The organism is Allobosea sp., assembly GCF_017308015.1.
Lineage (GTDB): Bacteria > Pseudomonadota > Alphaproteobacteria > Rhizobiales > Beijerinckiaceae > Allobosea.
The window spans coordinates 1-14,506 of record NZ_JAFKFW010000003.1 but is presented as its reverse complement, the minus strand read 5'-3'; the positions used below and the strand labels follow the sequence as shown (position 1 = coordinate 14,506).

The window sequence follows — 14,506 nt, the reverse complement described above, 5'->3', positions numbered from 1 at the left end:
CGTCCGGCTCGTGATCGTCAGGCGGCGGCGAGGATTTCAGCGAAAGGATTGTCCAGGCGGAGCAGGCGATCGATCTCGCTTGCGGGCACGGCCTTGGAGAACAGGAAGCCCTGTAGTTCGTGGCACCCGATCGCCTGCAGGAAGCGGTGCTGCTCGGCGGTCTCGACGCCCTCGGCGCAGACCCGCAGGCCGAGCGCACGCCCGAGATGGGCCATCGAATGGACGAGGATCGCGGACTCGCCGGTCGCTTCCATATATTCCAGGAATGAGCGGTCGATCTTGATCTTGTCGAAGGCGAAGCGGCGCAGATAGATCAGGCTCGAATAACCGGTGCCGAAATCGTCGAGGGCGAGGCCGACGCCATGAGCCCGGATGTCCATCATCGCCGCTTCGGCGGCGTCGGCATCCTCGATCAGAACGCCTTCGGTCAGTTCGAGCTCAAGCTGGGCCGGGTCGAAATCCGTTTCGTCGATCGTGCGGATGACATTCGCGACGAAGTCCTTGTGGCGGAATTGGATCGGCGAGACGTTGACCGCGAGGCGGATGCCCTTCCAGCGCCGGGCCTCGGTGCAGGCGCGCCGCAGCACCCATTCGCTGAGCGGCACGATCAGGCCGCGTTCCTCGGCAATGGCGATGAAATCCGAGGGCGGGATCATGCCATGAGCCGGGTGCTGCCAGCGTACCAGCGCCTCTACGCCGACGATGGTCGAGCCGTCGACGGAGACCTGCGGCTGGTAATGCAGCATGAGCTGGTCGTTGTCGATGGCGTGGCGCAGGTCGTCCTCGACCATGCGCTTCAACTGCATCGAGCGGTTCATCTGCGTTTCGAAGAACGCATAGCGATTGCGGCCGCTGTTCTTGGCTTCGTAGAGCGCAGTATCCGCGAGCTTGAGCAGGGCTTCCCGGCTGGTGCCGTCTCGCGGCGCCATCGCGATGCCGATGGAGGAACCGATGGTGACCTCGGCGCCGGTGATGGCGAACGGCTCGGAGAGGCTGGCGAGAATGCGCTCGCCAAGTACGGCGCAGCCGCTCGGCGTTGCGGAATGGGTCTGGATGATGCCGAATTCGTCGCCGCCGAGCCGCGCCACGGTGTCCCCGACCTGCACCGCGCCGGAGAGGCGGACCGCGACCTGACGGATCAGTTCATCGCCGGCGGTATGCCCATAGGTGTCGTTGACGGCCTTGAAGCGATCGAGATCGATCAGCAGAACGGCGAGGCTCGGGCCGTCATCGTGAATGTGGGCCAGGGTCTGGTCGAGCGTCAGGTCGAAGCTGCGGCGGTTCGGCAGCAGGGACAACTCGTCCTGACCGGCGAGGCGCTGAATCTGGCGCTCGCGCAGCTCGATCTGTTCGGCAGAGGCGCGCAGGCGCTGGACGACGAAGACGAAGATCGCCGAAAACAGCACGGCAACCGCTATGAGCGCCCAGAGAAAGCGGCGCAGCATCACGTCGCCGGGACGTGCCGGCGACCAGGTCAGCCAGGCGCTGACCTTGCCGTCGGCGGCGCGCAGGCCGAGCTTCGACAACGCGTCGGCCGGCTGTCTGATCACGAGCCGTACGTCGGTGACGCGGTTGCGCTCGGCGAGATCGGATAGCAGGGCGCTGGACAGGTGCCGATAGGCGACGAAAGACAGCGGCGCCGAGCCGCTTTCCGAGGCGAAAGAGGCGATCCGCGAGAGGTCCATCACCGTCAGGATCAGGGTTTCGCCGCCATCCGTGACGATGGTCGAGTGGGCCGCACCGAACTGGGGCGTAACCTCGTCGCCGATCACGGTGGCGACGAAGGAGCTTTTCGCGCCGCGCTGCAACGCCTCGATATGATGCGGGCTGCTGCTGCCGGCGTGGTCCACCGAGGCCGGATTCTCGATCCATGCCAGTACGGTTCCACCGGTTCCGCCGATATAGGCGCCGTCGAAATCCATCAATTGCCCGCTCAGCCGTTTGAAGGCCGCCTGCAATGTGGCAATCGAGCCGGGCTGCTGCAGGGCTTCAAGCAGATCCCCGGCGGCGACGAGCCGTTCCAGCCGCTGTTCGCTCAGCTTGATCTGGGTGTTGACCGCGGCCTCGATCCGCTCAGCCTGACGCTGCGCCTCAAGGCGGTTGGCTTCGCGAGTGATCGCAACGACGACGCCGATTCCGGCGGCCATCAGAAGCAGGAAGGCACAGCCCAGCGTCACCACGGTGCTCGCGAACATGCGAGCGGAGGAACCCGCATTCGTCATCTTCGCGGCATTGAATGCGGGCATTATGCGTCCAGGGAAGGTCTTCGTGCTGCGACTTAAGGCGTGAATTATTGACATCCCGTTGCCTGAGGACCGGTTTTCGGGCTGTCAGGACCCCGAAGGCGCATAGGGAGGGCGTGGAATGGCCATATGCGCGGCCCGTAGCGCGGCCGACCAGCGCTCGCGCAGATCGTGAAAATAGGGCTCACCGGCCTCGATCCGGCGGTTCAATTCGAAATCGTCGGCATCGCGTCGCAGGACGACGAGATCGATCGGCAGGCCGACGCCAAGATTGGAGCGCATGGTCGAATCCATCGAAATCAGCCCGACCTTCAGGGCATCGTAGAGATGGGTCTTGTAGGTGACGGCGCGGTCGAGGATCGGCTTGCCATATTTGTGCTCGCCGATTTGCAGGAACGGCGAGTCGATGCCGCATTCGATGAAGTTGCCGGCGCTGTACACCATGAAAAGGCGCATCGGCTGCCCCTTGATCTGGCCGCCGAACAACAAGCCGATCTCGAACTTGACGTTCGCCTCCTCCAGCGCAGGGCCGTCGATATCGCGGACATGCCGGATGCAGCGGCCGACGAGTTGTGCCGCCCGAAACATCGAGCTTGCATTCTGAAGGGTGTCGAGCTCCCCGGTTTCGGGATTCGGCAGGCCTTCGTGCAGGAAGCTGATCACCGATTGTGTGATTGAGAGGTTCCCGGCCGTCATCAGGCCGAAATTGCGATCGCCCGGCCAGTTGAAGACATGGAGCTTGCGGAAGGTCGAGATGTCGTCGAGCCCGGCATTGGTGCGGGTGTCGGCGATCATGACGAGCCCGTCCTGCACGAGGATTCCGGCGCAATAGGTCACAGGTTCGATCCTTGCTTCTTGTCCTGTTTTCTTGCCCCGTGCTTCCGGCGCGCCCGCGAAAGGGCCGTTACTGGTTGGCGCTGCGGCCTTCGGCTTCGCGGGCACTGACGCGGACGTCGAGGTTCTCGCCTTCGCCGCCCTGGCGCGAGCCGCGAACCGGCGCGGCATCCGCGTAGTCGAGCCCTATCGCAACACGCACATGCGTGTCGATCGGGCAAAGCGCATTGGCGCAGTCGAAGCCGATCCAGCCGTAATCGTCGAGATGGACCTCCGCCCAGGCATGGGCGCCATTGCCGTGCGGCAGACTGTCGGACCGCGCGACATAGCCCGAGACATAGCGGGCAGGCAGGCCGAGATGCCGGGCGCAGGCCATGAAGACATGCGCGATGTCCTGCGCGATCGCTTCGCGCGCCGCAAAGGCAGCGGCCGCGCCGACGCCGATGCGGCCGCTGGCCTCGACGCATTTCATGCGGTCGCCGACGGCGTTCATCAATGCATGCATCTGGGAGAGCGGCGTGCCGGCGCCTGCGGTGACCTCGTCCGCGAAATTGCGCAGGGCTTCGTCTTGTTGGGTGAGGAGCGTGTCGCGGTGATAGGCCTCGCAGGGTACACGCTCCAGCCCGCCGCGAACGGCACCCGCGAGGTCGATCGTCTCGATCAGTCCGTCGATGCGGATGACGAGCGAGGAAATCGGCCCATCGGCATAGAAGCTGTGCACGATGTTGCCATGGGCATCCTGCGAAGCCCGCAGGCGGCCGTCGACATTCGGCTCGATACGCCATGACATGACATGCTGGCCGTCATGGTCGCGCGGCGTCAAACGCAGGATCTGCGTGATGTGGCGTGCCGGCTCGGCATAATCGTAGCCGATCGTATGGGAAATCCTGATCCGCATGATCCGGTCCGGGCGGGTTAGGGCAGGCGTGCCGCAGGCGCGCCTGGCTGATTCATTGCAGATACTGCTCGAAGATGGTGTTGCCGAGGCGGTTGTTCTCGGTGATGAATTCCTCGATGAATTCGTGCAGGCCATGCTCGAAGACATCGTCGATCCGGGTATTGCTGAGGTTCGCCAGCGTCTTGCGGGCCTGGCGTTGCGCCGGTCCCTGGCGGCCATAGGCATCGCCGAGTGCATCGAGGAAGCGGGAGATGTTCTCGTAGCAGGCGGCGAGCGAACGCGGCATGCGCCGGTTCAGCACCAGGAGGTCGGCGACGAGGATCGGCTTAACGGCTTCGCGATAGACCCAGTGATAGGCCGTCAGCGCGGAGACCTCACGCAATACGGTGGTCCACTGGAAATAGTCGAGCGAGCCGCCGACCTGCTCGTCGGCCGGCAGCAGCACATGGTATTTGACGTCGAGGATGCGGGCGGTGTTGTCGGCACGCTCGAGATAGACGCCGAGCCGCGAAAACCAGTAGCCGTCATCGCGCAGCATGGTCCGGTAGGCCGAGCCGTCGAAGACCAGCGAGACGTTCTTCACCCAGTCGAGGAAGCGGGCGAATTCCTCACGGTCCATGCGCTTCTTTTCAAATCGCTGCAGCTCCAGCCAGGCGCCGTTGAGCGCGTCCCACATCTCCGAAGTCAGCGCCGTGCGTACCGCGCGCGCATTCGAACGCGCCTGGGCAAGGCAATTGCGGATCGAGGACGGGTTGTCGGGATTGAACGTCAGGAAATCGCAGACATTGCGTTCGTTCGCCTCGGCATAGGCCTTGGCGAAGGCCTCCTCGCAGCCGGCGGTCAGGACCGCGCTCTGCCATTCCGTGCCGGCGCCGCCATAGGTCGTGGGCAGATTGGTCAGGCGCGTCGTCGCGTCGAGGATGCGGGCGAGATATTCGGCCCGCTCGACATAGCGGGAAACCCAGTAGAGGCTGTCTGCGGTACGCGAAAGCATGGTCAGCGAGTGCCTTTCCGCGGGATGGCAGGCTGGTTCGGGAGGAAGGCAGGCGAGGGCGCGGCCGGGTTGCTCATGCGTCGAGCACCCAGGTGTCCTTGGTGCCGCCGCCCTGGCTGGAGTTCACCACGAGCGAGCCTTCCTTGAGCGCCACGCGGGTCAGGCCGCCGGGGACGCAGGAAATGCCGTTGGCGCCGGAAAGCACATAGGGGCGCAGGTCGACATGGCGTGGCGCCACGCCCGAGGCGACGAAGGTCGGGCAGGTCGAGAGCGCGAGCGTGGGCTGGGCGATGAAACCCTCCGGCTGTGCCCTGAGCTTGCGCCGGAAGCTCTCGATCTGCGCCTTGCTGGCGTGCGGGCCTACAAGCATGCCGTAGCCGCCCGAGCCGTTCACCTCCTTGACGACGAGCTTCTCGAGATTGTCGAGGACATAGGCATTGGCCTCGGGTTCGCGGCAGCGGAAGGTCGGGACGTTCTTCAGGATCGGCTCCTCACCGGTGAAGAACTTCACGATCTCGGGCATGTAGCTGTAGACCGCCTTGTCGTCGGCGACGCCGGTGCCGACCGCGTTCGCCAGCGTGACGTTGCCGGCCTTGTAGGCGCCGATGATGCCGGGGACGCCCAGCACGGAATCACTGCGGAAGGCGAGCGGGTCGATGAAGTCGTCGTCGATGCGCCTGTAGATCACGTCGACACGCTTCGGCCCCTGGGTCGTGCGCATGTAGACGACATCGTCCTTGACCAGCAGGTCCGAGCCTTCGACCAGTTCGACGCCGAGCTTGTCGGCGAGGAACGAGTGCTCGTAGAAGGCCGAGTTGTACTGGCCGGGCGTGAGCAGGCAGATCGTCGGATCGGAGGAGGCGCTGCGCGGCGCGACCGAACGTAGCGTCGCCAGGAGCTGGTCGGGATAATTGTCGACTGGCGCGACGCGATGGGTCGAGAACAGCTCCGGGAAGAGCCGCAGCATCACCTCGCGATTTTCCATCATGTAGGAGACGCCGGAGGGCGTGCGGGCATTGTCCTCTAGGACGTAGAATGTATCGGCGTCGACACGCACCACGTCGATGCCGGCGATATGGCAATAGATGCCGTGCGGCACCTTGAAATCGACCATTTCAAGCTGGTAGCAGGCGTTGCGATAGACCAGATCGGGCGGAATGATGCCGGCTTTGAGGCATTCCTTCGGGCCGTAGACATCGGCCAGGAACATGTTGAGGGCGGTGACGCGCTGGCGCAGGCCAGCTTCCAGCCTCGTCCATTCCGGCTTGGTCAGCACGCGCGGGATGATGTCGAAGGGGATCAGGCGCTCGGTCGATTCCTCGTCGCCATAGACCGCGAAGGTGATGCCGATGCGGCGAAAGAACAGTTCCGCCTGGCTGCGCCTCAATGCCAGCGTCTCGGGCGGCGCCTCCTTCAGCCAGCGGTCGAGAGCCTCGTAGGCGGGCCTCAGCTCGGCTCCCGAACCGGTCATCTCATCGAATGCGACCATGCAGCTCTCTTCCCCGTTGAGGTCAGCCTATGCGCATTCGCGGCCGCTCGGGAAGAGGGAGAATAGCCGTACCATTGATCCGGTCTGCCTTTTTTGATCGGCAGTATTGATCAGGTACAGTTTGCTTTGGATCGTCATGGCAAAGAAGAACCCGCCCGCTCGGCGCGGCTGATTCTTCGTTGCGCCGCAGGATGCGGCTGTGCCTGCGCTATTGTTGTACCGGAAACGTGCGTCCGTCCAGCCAAAGCCGCAGAGCCTGCGCATTGTTCCGGTTCTCGTCCTTCGCGGCATAGAGCAGGACGACCGGGCCTTTCTTCCGTTCAGCCGCCAGAGTGGCAAGAGCCGCCTGCGCCTGAGGGCTGCCGAGCTCGGTTGCATAGGCGGCGCAGAACTCGTCCCAGAGGTCGGGACGGCCGTGGAATTCGTGGCGCAGGGCATCGCTGGGTGCGAGATCCTTCAGCCAGAGGTCGATCCGATCCCTGGAGACGCCGCGCGGCCAGAGCCGGTCGACGAGGATGCGCGTGCCGTCGCCGGGAGCAGGGGGGTCGTAAACCCGCTTCATCGTCAGTTTCGTCATTCACCTGCTCCCTGTGAGACGCGCGTCGAAGGGTCAGATCAATCCCAGGCTGCGAAAGCTCGCATGACCGTCGCGGCCGACGATGATGTGGTCGTGGATGGCGATGCCCAGAGGCTTCGCGATGTCGACAAGCTCGCGCGTCATGCCCATGTCGGCGCCGGACGGCGTGGGATCGCCCGAGGGGTGATTGTGGACCAGGATGATCGCGGAGGCCGAGAGTTCGAGCGCGCGGCGCATCACTTCGCGCGGATAGACCGGGGTATGGTCGACCGTGCCGGTCTGCTGAACCTCGTCGGCGATCAGGATGTTCTTCTTGTCGAGGAAGAGGATGCGGAACTGCTCGCGCTCGGCGAAGGCCATCGCCATCCGGCAATAGTCGAGCACCGAAGACCAGGAGGAGAGCACAGGCCGCTTGCCCACAGCGCCCTTGGCCATGCGCTTCAGTGCGGCTTCGACGATCTTGAGATCGAGCGCAACGCCGTCGCCGACGCCCTTCACCTCGGTCAGGCGTGCCGCCGGTGCGCCCAGAACTTCAGCGAAGGAGCCGAAGCGCTGGATCAGTTCCTTGGCGAGCGGCTTGACATCGCGCTGCGGGATCGAGCGGAAGAGCAGAAGCTCCAGCAATTCGTAGTCCGGCAACGTCTCCGCGCCGGCCTCCTGGAAGCGGGCGCGCAGACGGTCGCGATGGCCGTGATAATGTGGTGTGCCGGCATCGGCGGATGCGGCCGGCGAGGGCGCCTTGCGCGGTCCCTTGCCGATGCCGACGCTCATTTCGCGGCGAGCGGATTGCCGAGCCCGGCGGGCGACAGCGTGAAGATTTCGCAGCCTTGCTCGGTGACGCCGATCTGATGCTCGAACTGGGCCGAGAGCGAGCGGTCGCGGGTGACGGCGGTCCAGCCGTCGGAGAGCACCTTCACGCCCGGCTTGCCGAGATTGATCATCGGCTCGATGGTGAAGACCATACCCGGTTTCAGCAGCACGCCTTCGCCGGGGCTGCCGTAATGCAGGATGTTCGGCGCGTCGTGGAAGACCTGGCCGATGCCGTGGCCGCAGAAATCGCGGACGACCGAGCAGCGCTCGGCCTCGGCATAGCGCTGGATGGCGAAACCGATATCGCCGGTTGTGGCGCCGGCGCGCACCGCCTTGATGCCGCGCTGCAGGCTCTCGTAGGTGATCTCGATCAGGCGCTCGGCCTTCCGCGATATCTCGCCCACGCCATACATGCGGCTGGAATCGCCGTGCCAGCCGTCGACGATCAGGGTGTAGTCGATATTGAGGACGTCGCCCTCGCGCAGCGGCTTGTCGTCGGGAATGCCGTGACAGACGACATGGTTGATCGAGGTACAGATCGACTTGGTGTAGCCGCGATAGAACAGCGTCGCCGGATAGGCGCCGTTATCCATGGCGAACTGGAAGGCGAGATCGTCGAGGCGCTGCGTGGTGACGCCGGGCTTGACGTAGGAGCCGAGCATGTCGAGCCCCGCAGCCGTGAGCCGGCCGGCCTTGTGCATGGCCGCGAAGGCCTCGGGGCCGTGAATCTTGATGGCAGGCTCGCGTGAACGCGAGCGGCCGATGGCGTCTTCGAAGGTCATTGCGCGCGGAAAACTCCTCGTCCCCTTATCTATTGCGTTTGATGGCGCACGCAAGCCGGTTGCCGCGCCGGAGGCGCACGCCCCCGCACTGTCGCAAGGTCAGCGATGCATGAGGCGTCCTTGTGCTGACGTTGGGGGAATTGTAACTTTTTTGTGGCAGCTTGCCGCTCGCACCTTTCGTCTGCCCGATTGCTTCCCTGGACACATGAAAGCGTCTGTTTCCTCGGCCCTAACCGATACATCCGATCCGACGCTCAGCGCGCTCGACCAGCTCTCGCTCGATCTCGCCATGGCGCGCGGCATCGACGAGGTCATGGCGGTCGTGCGCCGCAACGCCCGCGGCTTGACCGGGGCCGACGGCATCAGCTTCATCCTGCGCGACAACGGCCGGTGCTATTATGCCGACGAGGATGCCGTCGCGCCGCTCTGGAAGGGCCAGCGGTTCCCGATGGATAGCTGCATCTCCGGCTGGGCGATGCAGCATGGCGAGGTCGTCGTCATCGAGGATATCGACGAGGACGACCGCATTCCCCACGAAGCCTATCGCCCGACCTTCGTGCGCAGCCTGGTCATGGTGCCGGTCCGGCAGGACGACCCCGTTGCCGCGATCGGCGCCTATTGGGCGCATCGGCATCGGCCGGCGCCGGAGGTCATCCGGGCGCTGAGGCGGATCGCCAACAGCGCGGCGGTCGCCATGACCAATATCGCTCTGGTGAATTCGCTCTCGCGGGCGCTGGAGGAGGCGGAGCGCGCCAAGGATGCCGTGATCCTGGCCATGGCCTCGCTGGCGGAGACGCGCGACAATGAAACGGCCAACCATGTCCGGCGTACCCAGCACTACCTGCGGGTGCTGGCCGAGGGCGCCCGCGACCGGGGGCTCTTCGCCGGAGAGCTCGACGACGCGACGCTCGACCTGCTGTTCAAATCGGCACCGCTGCACGATATCGGCAAGGTCGGCATTCCCGACAGCATCCTGTTGAAGCCGGGCCGGCTCGACGATGACGAGCGGGCGATGATGCAGACCCATGCCGAGCTGGGACGGGTCGCCATCGCCAATGCCGAGCGCCATCTCGGCGGCTCCAGCTCCTTTCTGCGGCTGGCGAAGGAGATCGCCCATACCCATCACGAGCGCTGGGACGGGGCCGGCTACCCGCAAGGACTCGCCGGCCGGGCCATTCCGTTGTCCGGACGCCTGATGGCGATCGCCGATGTCTACGATGCCCTTGTGACCAAACGGGTCTACAAGGAGGCGATGACCCATGACGAGGCGGTTGCGGTGGTGATGGGGGAGCGTGGCCGGCAGTTCGATCCCGAACTCGTCGATGTCTTCCGCGAGGTCGCGCCCCGGTTCGGGGAGATCCATCTGCGTTTCGCGGACGGCGGCTGATCGCGAAGCTCTTGCGTCCAATGGCTGGCGCGCCGGAGCGCCGAGGTGTATCAGGCTGGCGCAATGGCCATCATCGAACAGAACCCGGCGGAAGAGCGGCCTTTCGGCACCTTCGCGCCGAAAGCCTATCTCGCCCGCATCATCGCCCGGACGCGCGCAGCCTCGGACAGTTTCCTCGGCCGCAAGATCGCTTACGCGCTGCGGCGCCTGGGATTGCGCTCGCTCGACGGCGCGCCGGTCGACATCGAGTCGCTGGGGGCGAAGATGCGCCTCTATCCGGACGGCAACGTCTGTGAGAAGCGCGTGCTGTTCACGCCGCAATATTTCGACGCGATCGAACGGGACCTGCTGGCCTCGCGGTTGTGCGAAGGCTTCACCTTCATCGATATCGGGGCAAATATCGGTGCCTATTCGCTCTTCGTCGCAGCGAGGGCCGGGCGCAGGGCGCGCATCCTCGCAGTCGAGCCGCAGCCCGAGATATTCGGGCGGCTGGCCTTCAACATCGCGCAGAACCCGTTCGGCACCGTCAAGGCAGTGGCCTGCGCGCTTGCCGACAAGCCGGGCGAACTGACCCTGTTCATCGATCCGACCAATCGCGGGGAATCGAGCGTCCGCATTCTGAATTCGAGCGCCGGGACCTCGGTCAAGGTGCCGGCGATGACCCTGCTATCGCTGGTCGAGGGTGAAGGTTACGAGTGTATCGACGCGATCAAGCTCGATGTCGAGGGAGCCGAGGATCTGATTCTCGAACCGTTCCTGCGCGATGCGCCTGAGGCGCTGTGGCCGGGCTTCATCATCATCGAGGATTCGCGCCAGCGCTGGCAGACCGATCTTGCCGGCCTGCTTGAGCGCAACGGCTACAAGCTCGTCGCCCAGACGCGGCTCAACCTGGTCTTCGAGCGCAAGCCGGCCTGAGCGCCGCGCCCAGGGCATGGCCGGCGCGTCCATGCCGGTGCTTGAGCGTGCCGCCTGGAACGCCTAGCTCTTGTGCGCAAGCCAGGAGCGCCTCCATGTCCGCGAACGAAGCCAGCCCCTCCGCCGCAATCGTCACGGCCGCGATTCTGGTGATCGGCGACGAGATCCTGTCAGGCCGTACCAAGGACAAGAATATCGGCTACATCGCCGAGTACCTCACCAATATCGGTGTCGACCTGCGCGAGGTCCGCGTCGTTCCGGACGTTGCCGAGGATATCGTCGCTGCGCTCAATGCACTTCGCGGCCGCTATACCTACGTCTTCACGACCGGCGGGATCGGGCCGACCCATGACGACATCACGGCTGATGCCGTCGCTGCGGCGTTCGGCGTGACGATCGATCACGATCCGCGCGCCGTCGCGATGCTGTCGGAGCGCTTCTCGCGCGATGAACTCAACGAGGCCCGCATGCGGATGGCGCGCATTCCCGCCGGGGCCGATCTGATCGCGAATGCGATCTCGAAGGCGCCGGGCTTTCGGATCGGTAACGTTTATGTGATGGCCGGCGTGCCCGCGATCATGCAGGCCATGCTCGACGTCATCGGCCCAACCCTGCAGACGGGCGCGAAAATGCTGTCCGATACGGTGCAGACCGGCTTGCGCGAAGGCGATATCGGCGGTCCTCTGGCCGAAATTGCAAATACTCACCCCGAAGTTTCGATCGGTTCCTACCCGTTCTGGTCCGAGGCGGGGCCGGATACGAATATCGTCGTCAGGTCGCGCGATGCAGAGAAATTACTCGCAGCAATGGCAGCGGTGAAAGCGATGGTTGCTTTGGAAAAGCAGCGGCTGTCCAGATCAAATTGATTGCCGCAACTCGTCTGAATTCAATACAACTTTGATGAGAAACTTTTGTTTTTAGGCCCTCTCGTTTAAGTTTCATTGGCTCCCCGTTCATGTATTTTAGTGTTCGGATGTCGCCTTTACGATGCTTTTCTGATCGAAATTAAGCTTCGATCGGAGAGGGAACCATTCATAAACCGGTTGATGCGATATTCGGCACGTGGCCGGATAGCATTCGGCCTTTCCTGCCGCGCTTCTGCGCCGCGGGTGTCGACATGGCTTTCAGGACGATGCGGGCCCGACGAAGCCTCATGCGCGGGCTGCGCCGAGGGGGGATCTCAGATGCCGCTCTTTTCTGGCCTTTTCACGAATCGGTATGCCACGGGACAACTGGATGCGATCAATCGATCGCAGGCGCGGATCGAATTTGACCTCAGTGGCACAATTCTCGATGCCAACGAAAACTTCCTCGCGGCAATGGGTTACACGCTGGCCGAGGTGAAGGGGCAACATCACAGCCTCTTCGTAACGTCCGAAGAGAAGGCGAGCCCCGCCTACAAGCAGTTCTGGGCCGATCTCGGCCGTGGCGAATTCTCGCGCGGGCAGTATCTGCGGCTCGGCAAGGGCGGCAAGGAGATCTGGATCCAGGCGAGCTACAACCCGATCCTCGGGGCAGGGGGCAAGCCGGTCAGCGTCGTCAAGTACGCTTTCGACGTGACCGAGCAGAAGAACCGCCTCGCCGATCTCGAAGGGCAGCGGGCCGCGATCGACAAGGCGCAGGCCGTGATCGAGTTCGATCTTGCCGGCAAGATCCTGACGGCGAACCAGAATTTCCTCGACGTCCTCGGCTATTCGCTGGCCGAGATCGTCGGACAGCATCACCGACTGTTCGTCGATCCGGCCGAGCGCGAGACGCCCGCCTATCGCGCCTTCTGGGAACGTCTCGGCCAGGGCGAATACGATGCCGGCCAGTACCGGCGCATCGGCAAGGGCGGCAGGGAGGTCTGGATTCAGGCGAGCTACAACCCGATCCTCGATGCGCAGGGGCGACCTTACAAGGTCGTCAAGTTCGCCTCCGACATCACCGCGACCTTCAAGGGCAAGCAGCTCGAGGCGGCGGTGCAGGAGACGAGCGCCGTGATCGACCGGGCCAAGGGCAAGGACCTGACCGGGCGCGTGCCGCTCGACGGCAAGACGGGAGAGGTCGCGACGCTCTGCGCGGGCGTGAACGATCTGCTCGACACCCTGGCGGAGGTGGTGGGTACGGTTCGCGACATCTCCGCGCGCATCGATGGCGCCTCGCTCAAGATCACCTCCGACAGCCAGCAACTGGCCGAGCGGACCGAAGCCAATGCCGCAAGCCTGCAGCAGACCGCTGCGACGACCGAGGAGCTTGCCGCGTCGGTCAAGCACAGCGCCGGCAATTCGAAGATGGCGGTACAGCTCGGCAACGAGGCGAGCGAGGTTGCCGCGCGCGGTGGTGCCATCGTCACCGAGGCGGTCGCGGCGATGGGGCGGATCGAGCAGGCCTCGTCCGGCATTTCGGAGATCATTTCGATGATCGACGAGATCGCCTTCCAGACCAACCTGCTGGCGCTGAATGCCGCGGTCGAGGCGGCGAGGGCAGGCGATGCCGGGCGTGGCTTCGCGGTGGTCGCGACCGAGGTGCGGGCCCTTGCTGCGCGTTGCAGTGAATCCGCCAATGGCGTCAAGACGTTGATCGCGAATTCTACGCAACAGATTCAAGCCGGTGTCGGCCTGGTCAAGGATGCCGGAACGACACTGGGCGAGATCGTCGGCGCCGCGTCCAAGGTTGCCTCGACCGTCAGCGAAATCTCGCAGGCGACGGCCGAGCAAGCCAACGGCATCGACGAGATGGCCCGCACCGTCGCCCATATGGACGAGATCACGCAGCAGAACTCACTGCTCGCCGAACAGAGCGCGAAAGTTGCGCGCGACCTCCAGCAGGAGACCGAGACGCTGAGCACGATGGTTTCCGCCTTCCAGCTCGGCGGCGACCGGCACCGGCCTTCGCCGCAGCTCGTCCATTCCGCCGCGCCGGTTCCGGTGCCTGCGGCTCCGGCCCAGCGTGGCCGGCGTGTCGCCGGCGGCGGCGGGGCGGATGGCTGGGCCGAGTTCTGAGGCGGTTTATCGACGCTGAATTGGGGATGTTCGGCGCGCGCCTCTTGTCAGGCGCGCGCCGATAGGCTTTTCGGTCGGAAACGGCGCCTGTCGCGTCGCGCATGTCCGGAGCGCTGTCCATGGCCGAACCGTCCTCGAACAAGGCTTTCCCGGTTTCCTGGGATCAGTTCCATCGCGATGCCCGCGCGCTGGCGTGGCGCCTCGCCGAGAAGGGGCCTTTCGAGGCGATGGTCTGCATCACCCGCGGCGGACTGGTGCCGGCTGCGATCATCTGCCGGGAACTCGGCCTGCGCATGATCGAAACCGTCTGCGTCGCGAGCTATCACGACTACAAGAACCAGACCGATCTCCAGGTGCTCAAGGACATCGCCCCGAACATCAAGGCGATCGGCGGCGGCACGGGCAAGGGCGTGCTGGTGGTCGACGACCTCACCGACACCGGCAAGACGGCGCGCGTCGTGCGCGAGATGCTGCCGAAGGCGCATTTTGCCTGCGTTTACGCCAAACCGAAGGGGGTGCCGACCATCGATACTTTCGTCACCGAAGTGAGCCAGGACACCTGGATCTATTTCCCCTGGGACATGGGCTTCACC

Annotated in this window: 13 protein-coding genes; 5 read left to right on the top strand and 8 right to left on the bottom strand. The window is 64.5% G+C overall.

Annotation, left to right across the window (positions count from 1 at the left end; all coding sequences use genetic code 11):
- Positions 1-17 precede the first annotated feature (17 nt).
- The 8 genes from J0I42_RS03110 to map form a co-directional block, all read right to left on the bottom strand.
- Positions 18-2,195 (bottom strand): putative bifunctional diguanylate cyclase/phosphodiesterase, encoded by a 2,178-nt coding sequence (locus J0I42_RS03110; RefSeq protein WP_291652721.1) that lies wholly within the window; start codon positions 2,193-2,195, stop codon positions 18-20.
- Positions 2,196-2,330: 135 nt separating this feature from the next.
- The gene (locus tag J0I42_RS03105) at positions 2,331-3,080 is read right to left on the bottom strand and encodes a proteasome-type protease (protein WP_291652719.1); all 750 of its coding nucleotides are present in this window, start codon (positions 3,078-3,080) and stop codon (positions 2,331-2,333) included.
- A 67-nt stretch (positions 3,081-3,147) separates the two neighbouring features.
- A complete protein-coding gene (locus J0I42_RS03100) occupies positions 3,148-3,975 on the bottom strand; it encodes a transglutaminase family protein (protein ID WP_291652717.1) in 828 nt (275 codons plus the stop codon).
- A gap of 52 nt (positions 3,976-4,027) precedes the next feature.
- The gene (locus J0I42_RS03095; RefSeq protein WP_291652715.1) at positions 4,028-4,969 is read right to left on the bottom strand and encodes an alpha-E domain-containing protein; all 942 of its coding nucleotides are present in this window, start codon (positions 4,967-4,969) and stop codon (positions 4,028-4,030) included.
- A 73-nt stretch (positions 4,970-5,042) separates the two neighbouring features.
- Complete coding sequence (locus tag J0I42_RS03090; RefSeq protein WP_291652713.1) at positions 5,043-6,458, bottom strand: circularly permuted type 2 ATP-grasp protein; 1,416 nt, start codon at positions 6,456-6,458, stop codon at positions 5,043-5,045.
- A 208-nt stretch (positions 6,459-6,666) separates the two neighbouring features.
- On the bottom strand, positions 6,667-7,035 hold the full coding sequence (locus tag J0I42_RS03085) for a DUF488 domain-containing protein (RefSeq protein ID WP_291652710.1): 369 nt from the start codon (positions 7,033-7,035) through the stop codon (positions 6,667-6,669).
- Positions 7,036-7,068: 33 nt separating this feature from the next.
- On the bottom strand, positions 7,069-7,806 hold the full coding sequence (radC, locus tag J0I42_RS03080) for a RadC family protein (RefSeq protein WP_291652708.1): 738 nt from the start codon (positions 7,804-7,806) through the stop codon (positions 7,069-7,071).
- Complete coding sequence (map, locus tag J0I42_RS03075; protein ID WP_291652706.1) at positions 7,803-8,627, bottom strand: type I methionyl aminopeptidase; 825 nt, start codon at positions 8,625-8,627, stop codon at positions 7,803-7,805. The genes radC and map overlap by 4 nt, the downstream gene beginning before the upstream one ends.
- Before the next feature lie 205 nt (positions 8,628-8,832).
- On the opposite strand from map, the gene J0I42_RS03070 reads away from it, so the two are divergent.
- From J0I42_RS03070 to gpt, 5 genes are all read left to right on the top strand, one after another.
- Positions 8,833-10,014 (top strand): HD domain-containing phosphohydrolase, encoded by a 1,182-nt coding sequence (locus J0I42_RS03070; protein WP_291652703.1) that lies wholly within the window; start codon positions 8,833-8,835, stop codon positions 10,012-10,014.
- A gap of 63 nt (positions 10,015-10,077) precedes the next feature.
- The gene (locus J0I42_RS03065; RefSeq protein ID WP_291652701.1) at positions 10,078-10,929 is read left to right on the top strand and encodes an FkbM family methyltransferase; all 852 of its coding nucleotides are present in this window, start codon (positions 10,078-10,080) and stop codon (positions 10,927-10,929) included.
- Between the two features lie 95 nt (positions 10,930-11,024).
- Entirely contained in the window at positions 11,025-11,795 is a 771-nt protein-coding gene (locus tag J0I42_RS03060; protein ID WP_291653143.1) for a competence/damage-inducible protein A, read from the top strand.
- 318 nt (positions 11,796-12,113) lie between these two features.
- Positions 12,114-13,913 (top strand): methyl-accepting chemotaxis protein, encoded by a 1,800-nt coding sequence (locus tag J0I42_RS03055; protein WP_291652699.1) that lies wholly within the window; start codon positions 12,114-12,116, stop codon positions 13,911-13,913.
- Positions 13,914-14,032: 119 nt separating this feature from the next.
- The coding region (gene gpt / locus J0I42_RS03050; RefSeq protein WP_291652697.1) for a xanthine phosphoribosyltransferase at positions 14,033-14,506 on the top strand (474 nt) is incomplete at its 3' end.

Bases quoted from the DNA above. Each gene is read 5' to 3' on its own strand.
- J0I42_RS03110 (WP_291652721.1), bottom strand. From the start codon at position 2,195: ATGTTCGCGAGCACCGTGGTGACGCTGGGCTGTGCCTTCCTGCTTCTG.
- J0I42_RS03100 (WP_291652717.1), bottom strand. From the start codon at position 3,975: ATGCGGATCAGGATTTCCCATACGATCGGCTACGATTATGCCGAGCCG.
- J0I42_RS03095 (WP_291652715.1), bottom strand. From the start codon at position 4,969: ATGCTTTCGCGTACCGCAGACAGCCTCTACTGGGTTTCCCGCTATGTC.
- J0I42_RS03090 (WP_291652713.1), bottom strand. From the start codon at position 6,458: ATGGTCGCATTCGATGAGATGACCGGTTCGGGAGCCGAGCTGAGGCCC.
- J0I42_RS03085 (WP_291652710.1), bottom strand. From the start codon at position 7,035: ATGACGAAACTGACGATGAAGCGGGTTTACGACCCCCCTGCTCCCGGC.
- radC (WP_291652708.1), bottom strand. From the start codon at position 7,806: ATGAGCGTCGGCATCGGCAAGGGACCGCGCAAGGCGCCCTCGCCGGCC.
- map (WP_291652706.1), bottom strand. From the start codon at position 8,627: ATGACCTTCGAAGACGCCATCGGCCGCTCGCGTTCACGCGAGCCTGCC.
- J0I42_RS03070 (WP_291652703.1), top strand. From the start codon at position 8,833: ATGAAAGCGTCTGTTTCCTCGGCCCTAACCGATACATCCGATCCGACG.
- J0I42_RS03065 (WP_291652701.1), top strand. From the start codon at position 10,078: ATGGCCATCATCGAACAGAACCCGGCGGAAGAGCGGCCTTTCGGCACC.
- J0I42_RS03060 (WP_291653143.1), top strand. From the start codon at position 11,025: ATGTCCGCGAACGAAGCCAGCCCCTCCGCCGCAATCGTCACGGCCGCG.
- J0I42_RS03055 (WP_291652699.1), top strand. From the start codon at position 12,114: ATGCCGCTCTTTTCTGGCCTTTTCACGAATCGGTATGCCACGGGACAA.